Raw genomic sequence first — 5,432 nt, 5'->3', positions numbered from 1 at the left:
ACATTTATATTATCTAAAAGCTCTTCTTGTTTTTTCAAATTAAAAACTGCCGAGGCACTTTCTCCAAAACTTTCAACCGCACTGCTATTATCAACCAAGGCTTTTGGAACTCCTAAATCTATTTCTTCAGTATCAAGCCACAATTTATCTTTTGGCTTTCGATTATAATCTTCATCTGCAAAAGGCATAATTACAACCGGAAACTCTAATCCTTTAGATTTATGAATCGTCATAATACGAACTGCATTATTTCCTTCTGGAGACGGAATGCTAAATTTATCCGAATTTTTATCCCAGAAAATCAAAAAGTCTGCAACTCCAGATTGATTTCGAATATCTCTTTCTAAAACAATATCCAGAAAAAACTGCACATAAGCATTTCCTTCAGACGGAAGAATAAATTTAGAAATAATGATTTCAACAGCCTCATATAAGGATTTCTTTCGAACATCTTCAAAAGAAAAAGAAACATCAAAAGTCACAAGCCATTCTTCAAATTCTTTTTCAAATCTATGATTCATTCCCAATGCAATGAAATCATGAACCGGCATAGACAAATCTTTTGTTGAAGAAAGAAAATGCAAAAAGTTAGCTTTCGACTCTAAGTCGGCACTATTATTTAAATATCGAAGAAGATGAATTATAAGACGAACTTCTGATGCATTCTGAATCATTAAAGTTTCTGAAGAAAGAAGCGGAACACCTTGCTCGGTCAAATAATTTGCAACCGCAATTCCTTGATCTCTTTTTCTGGTCAGGATTACAATATCTTTATATTCAAAACCCTGCTTAACGACTTCTCTAATCGTATTTAAAGTTGCTAAAACATACAAATCTGATTTCTCTACAACTTCTTCATCATCTATAAATTCATTTTTCTCGGCAATTGGAAGAAAAGAAATATTCACATAACCCCCTTTTTTCGAATTCGTATTTTGGAAGCTGTGATTCTCGTATAAATCCTTATAATCCGCATTTGTAAATTCAGTCGAAATTAATTGGAAGAAAGCATTATTAAATTCAATAACCTCACTATAACTTCTATAATTGGTATCTAAATGCTTCACTTTTTTTTCGTGATGAAAAAAAGCGACTTCTTCTTTACTTAACTCGATAAACTGTTCTGCTTTTCCTCCGCGCCAGCGATAAATTGACTGTTTCGGATCTCCAACAATCATCAAAGTTCCTTTGTTACCATAATCATCCAAACCAGAAAGTGAATTATCAATAAGCGGAATCAAGTTCTGCCATTGCATTTCTGATGTATCTTGAAATTCATCAATAAAGAAATTGCGATAACGCTCACCTAAACGTTCATAGATAAAAGGCGCTGGCTGATTCTGAATTTCGCGATGAATAATCGCATTGAATTCTGAAATCGATAAAACATTTTGTTCCGACTGAATTTTAGCAAGTTCATTACTCACCGTATTCAGTAAAGAAAGCGGAGTTATGTTTTTTAAGAAAGCCTTATAAAAATCTCTTTTTTCGAAATTTTGATAAACCTCTTTTAATATCTGAAGCAATTCTGGAATAATATTTTCAATTAACGCTCGGTCTTTTGCCGTTTTGTTAATTGCAATATCATCAAACTCATGAAAGGTTTTATTTTTTGGATTGAATTTTCCGCTTCGAATACTTTCTAAATGATTTGGAAAAGTTCCTCTTGAAAATGATTTTGGATCAATTCCGTTTTTATCAATTAATTCAATTGCTTTTGTTGCAAGACCTTCGTTAGTTTCTTCAAGTTCTTTGCAAAGCGCCTGCATTTTCTTTTTAATCTCAACAAATTCTCCAATTGTTTTATCTTGAAAATGCAAAATTTCATTTCTATTGTTTTCATTCAAAACCAATCTTCCCGTATCGAGAATTTCCCGAGAAACATCCCAACTTTTGTCATCATCGGTTTTTTCCATTGTAAAATCGATAAGCAATTTGGTCAATGTTTCGTCTTCTCCTGCTTGAGCAATAATTGCATCAACAGCCTCAACCAATAAATTTTCGGTATCCAGAGTGACTTCAAAAGTCATCGGAAGATTTAAATCGTGCGCAAAAGCACGAATAACTTTATGGGTAAATTTATCAATGGTAGAAATATCAAAAGCTGCATAATTATGAATTAAGTGCTTAATGATCTGCTGCGATTTGGTTTTAATTTTAATGATTGAAAGCCCTGTATCCCGCGACAAATCTTCCATCAAATCAGCCGCTTTTGGAGACGGATCGTCTTTTGCAAATTCAGACAAATTTCCAACAATACGGCTTTTCATTTCATGAACCGCTTTGTTGGTAAAAGTAATTGCTAAAATATTTCGATATGCATCGTTTTTTGGAGAAGAAAGAATAATCTTTAAATATTCTTTAACCAAAGTATACGTCTTTCCTGATCCTGCAGAAGCATCATAAATAGAAAAAGACGGACTTTGCATAGTTTTGATTTTTTATATCGTAAAAATAGCACTTCTAGCGCAGTATTAATTAAAAAATCAAATAAAATTGAGAAATCGATAAAATTAGTGTTTTGGAAAAGCTCTTTTGTTGAAAACCAAAAGTATACCTACACCAGTAGAAATTGCCACATCGGCAATATTAAAAATTGCATTGAAGAATGCAAAATGTTTTCCTCCAAATATTGGCAACCAACTTGGAAGCTCCCCTTCCCAAATAGGAAAGTAAAACATATCTACAACCAAACCATGAAACCACGTACCATATGGAGTTGGAGAAAAAATAGTTGCTAAGTTATGTGTGCTGTCATCAAAAATAACTCCGTAGAAAACAGAATCGATAATATTTCCAGCCGCTCCTGCGAAGATTAATGCAATAGCTGCTATCAAATAATTTGAATGACGCTTTTTTACTGAATCAGAAAGCCACCATCCAATTCCAACAACAGCAAAGATTCTGAAAACGGTCAAGATTAGTTTTCCGTATTCACCTGGTATTTTTGTACCCCAAGCCATTCCTTCATTTTCAATAAAATGAATTCTAAACCAATCAGCAATTACAACTTCTTCGCCTAAAACAAAATTTGTTTTGACATAAATTTTAGAAAGCTGATCAACAATTAAAACTAAGAATATAAGGAAATACGCTTTTCGTAATGACATTTTATAATTTTTTGATGGGCAAAAATAACAATTTAATCAAAAAAAACGCTCCTAAAGGAGCGTTAATTCTTTTGTAACAAACTAAACAAGTTTATCTGCTAATCTAAACCTGATGAAGTTTACTTTTTTACGGCAGCTTTAGCTGGTGTCTTTGGACTGTCGGAAAAAAATTCTGAAATAGATTTAAATATTCCCTTGCTTTCTTTTCCGGCCGCCAACTTCTTAGCTTCTCCCTTTTTTACATCAGCTTTAAACTTAACGCGCAGTTTTTCAAATTCTTTCATTCTGCGCTCTACATCAGAGTTTACTTCTTTGAATTTCAATACTTTAGCCATAATGTAAGTTTTTTGTAGTAAATAATTTAAATTATTACTGATTTGGTACTACAATGATACATAATTTAATTTATATTTGTTAATAAAAATTAACACTTGTTTAGGTTAAACAGCAATTAATTTTTAAATCCAAATTACCAAACGAACTGAATTTAACATTCATCCCAAAATCCTACAAAATCATGAATGAAATCACAACTACCCTAAATGACTTTCTTGTCAGCACAAAATCTACAGCAGCTTTAATTTTAAATGGGAAAGGCAAACTCATTACCTCACTGAATTTAGACTATGGAGATAGTATCGCCGCAATGAGCGCAGCAATTTTATCTATGAGCGAAAAATTCTTACTCGATTTAGAAAAAGGCTCTTTAAAACAATTGTACTTAAAAAGCGCCGAAGGCGTTATCGTTGGAAACAAAATAAGCGGTTCCAATTTCATTGTTGCTTTTTCTCGAGAAGGAAGCAACCTTGCATTATTGATGCGTTCTACAGAAGAAGTTTCTGCTGAATTAAGCAAAAATTCATTATTGAAATAACAATAAATTCTATTAACAAATAACCCAAATGAACTATGAGCAATGATTTTTTAAACGTGTTTTTAAATGAAATGAAAACAAACGTGAACGGCTTTATCGCTGTAGCAGTAACTGAAATTGAATCTGGATTAAGTTTTGGAAATTTAACTATCGACCCTAGTTTTGACCCTGAACTTGCAGCAGCTTATAACCTAGAGGTTGTAAAAGCTAAACTAAGTGCTGTAAAAGCATTAAACTTAAACCAGGATATCGAAGATATTTTGATTACACTTTCTAATCAAATTCATATTATCGACATTTCTCCAAACAAAAAGTTCATGATTTACTTGGCCGCAGATGCTTCAAAAGCTAATCTAGGTATGACAAGAGCTATTTTAAGAAAACACAAAGCTGACGTTGAAAAAAACCTAGCATAATTTTCTTAAATTTTTATCTATTACAAACCGTCTTAATTCAAGACGGTTTTTTTTATAGCTTATAACAAACGAAAGTAAAACAAACAAAATTGTTCTTACAAAAATCAATACCGCATTTTTAATTTTATTTTGATTAATTATAAACAATTTCTTTCAAAGTACAAATTCGCCAGTGAATTAGCTCATAGTTAAACATTAAACAAAAAAAGCGCCCCATAAAGGAGCGCTTTTTTTATTACATATTTCTACGTAATCTTATCGTTGCAAGTTTTTAGCTTCGATACTCATTGTAGCATGAGGAACGATTTTAAGCCTTTCTTTGCTAATTAATTTACCTGTTACTTTGCAGATACCGTAAGTTTTATTTTCTACACGGAATAAAGCATTTTTTAAGTCACGAATGAATTTCTCTTGTCTGATAGCCAACTGAGAGTTTGCTTCTTTAGACATGGTCTCACTTCCTTCTTCAAAAGCTTTAAAAGTTGGAGAAGTATCGTCAGTTCCGTTATTCAAATCGTTCATATAGGCACTTTTGATCAAATCAAGATCTTCTTGTGCTTTTTTAATTTTTGCTTGGATTATTTCTTTGAACTCTGCTAAATCTGCGTCTGAGTATCTAATAATTTCATCTATCATTTTCTACTATTTTGAAATTAATATAATGGTTCTAATGTCATCAAACTCAATTTCTGTGCCGTTTTCTAAAACGTCAGCAAAAACTAGTTCGTCTGTTAATGTTTCAGACTTAATATAGTCTTCATTTTTTGAAACTGCATCTTCTAAAATACCGTCTCGTTTTATTTGAACTTTAATCTTATCCGTAACCTCAAATCCTGAGTCTTTACGAATGTTTTGTATTCTATTAACTAATTCTCTAGCGATACCTTCATTTTTTAATTCTTCGGTAAGAGTAATATCAAGCGCAACTGTTATTCCGTTTGAATTAGCAACCAACCATCCTTCGATATCTTGCGATGTAATTTCCACATCTTCTAGTGATAAAGTTACACTATTTCCTGCAATAACAATATC

7 protein-coding genes are annotated in these 5,432 nt (G+C 32.0%); 2 read left to right on the top strand and 5 right to left on the bottom strand.

All coding sequences use genetic code 11. From position 1 onward, the window contains the following. The 3 genes from B3J44_RS01565 to B3J44_RS01555 form a co-directional block, all read right to left on the bottom strand. Positions 1-2,429: UvrD-helicase domain-containing protein (locus tag B3J44_RS01565; protein ID WP_286965177.1), on the bottom strand; the 2,429-nt coding region annotated here is incomplete at its 3' end. Between the two features lie 84 nt (positions 2,430-2,513). Further along, positions 2,514-3,110: a lipoprotein signal peptidase gene (locus tag B3J44_RS01560; RefSeq protein WP_198855338.1), complete on the bottom strand. Its 597-nt coding sequence runs from the start codon at positions 3,108-3,110 to the stop codon at positions 2,514-2,516. A gap of 119 nt (positions 3,111-3,229) precedes the next feature. After that, on the bottom strand, positions 3,230-3,445 hold the full coding sequence (locus B3J44_RS01555; RefSeq protein ID WP_095928396.1) for a hypothetical protein: 216 nt from the start codon (positions 3,443-3,445) through the stop codon (positions 3,230-3,232). Positions 3,446-3,627: 182 nt separating this feature from the next. Here B3J44_RS01555 and B3J44_RS01550 point away from each other — a divergent pair, with 182 nt between their 5' ends. Together B3J44_RS01550 and B3J44_RS01545 are read left to right on the top strand one after the other, a co-directional pair. Then, the gene (locus B3J44_RS01550; RefSeq protein WP_198855337.1) at positions 3,628-3,984 is read left to right on the top strand and encodes a roadblock/LC7 domain-containing protein; all 357 of its coding nucleotides are present in this window, start codon (positions 3,628-3,630) and stop codon (positions 3,982-3,984) included. Positions 3,985-4,019: 35 nt separating this feature from the next. Further along, a complete protein-coding gene (locus B3J44_RS01545) occupies positions 4,020-4,400 on the top strand; it encodes a hypothetical protein (protein ID WP_111425195.1) in 381 nt (126 codons plus the stop codon). Positions 4,401-4,655: 255 nt separating this feature from the next. On the opposite strand, the gene B3J44_RS01540 is transcribed toward B3J44_RS01545, so the two are convergent. Then, on the bottom strand, positions 4,656-5,036 hold the full coding sequence (locus B3J44_RS01540; protein WP_008465297.1) for a TraR/DksA family transcriptional regulator: 381 nt from the start codon (positions 5,034-5,036) through the stop codon (positions 4,656-4,658). 6 nt (positions 5,037-5,042) lie between these two features. Beyond that, the coding region (locus B3J44_RS01535) for a DUF5915 domain-containing protein (protein ID WP_286965160.1) at positions 5,043-5,432 on the bottom strand (390 nt) is incomplete at its 5' end.

This window comes from Flavobacterium sp. UBA4854 (genome assembly GCF_002399805.1).
Taxonomy (GTDB): domain Bacteria; phylum Bacteroidota; class Bacteroidia; order Flavobacteriales; family Flavobacteriaceae; genus Flavobacterium; species Flavobacterium ginsengisoli.
Note: the sequence above shows the minus strand (reverse complement) of the source record. Positions and strands in the feature narration are given on the sequence as shown.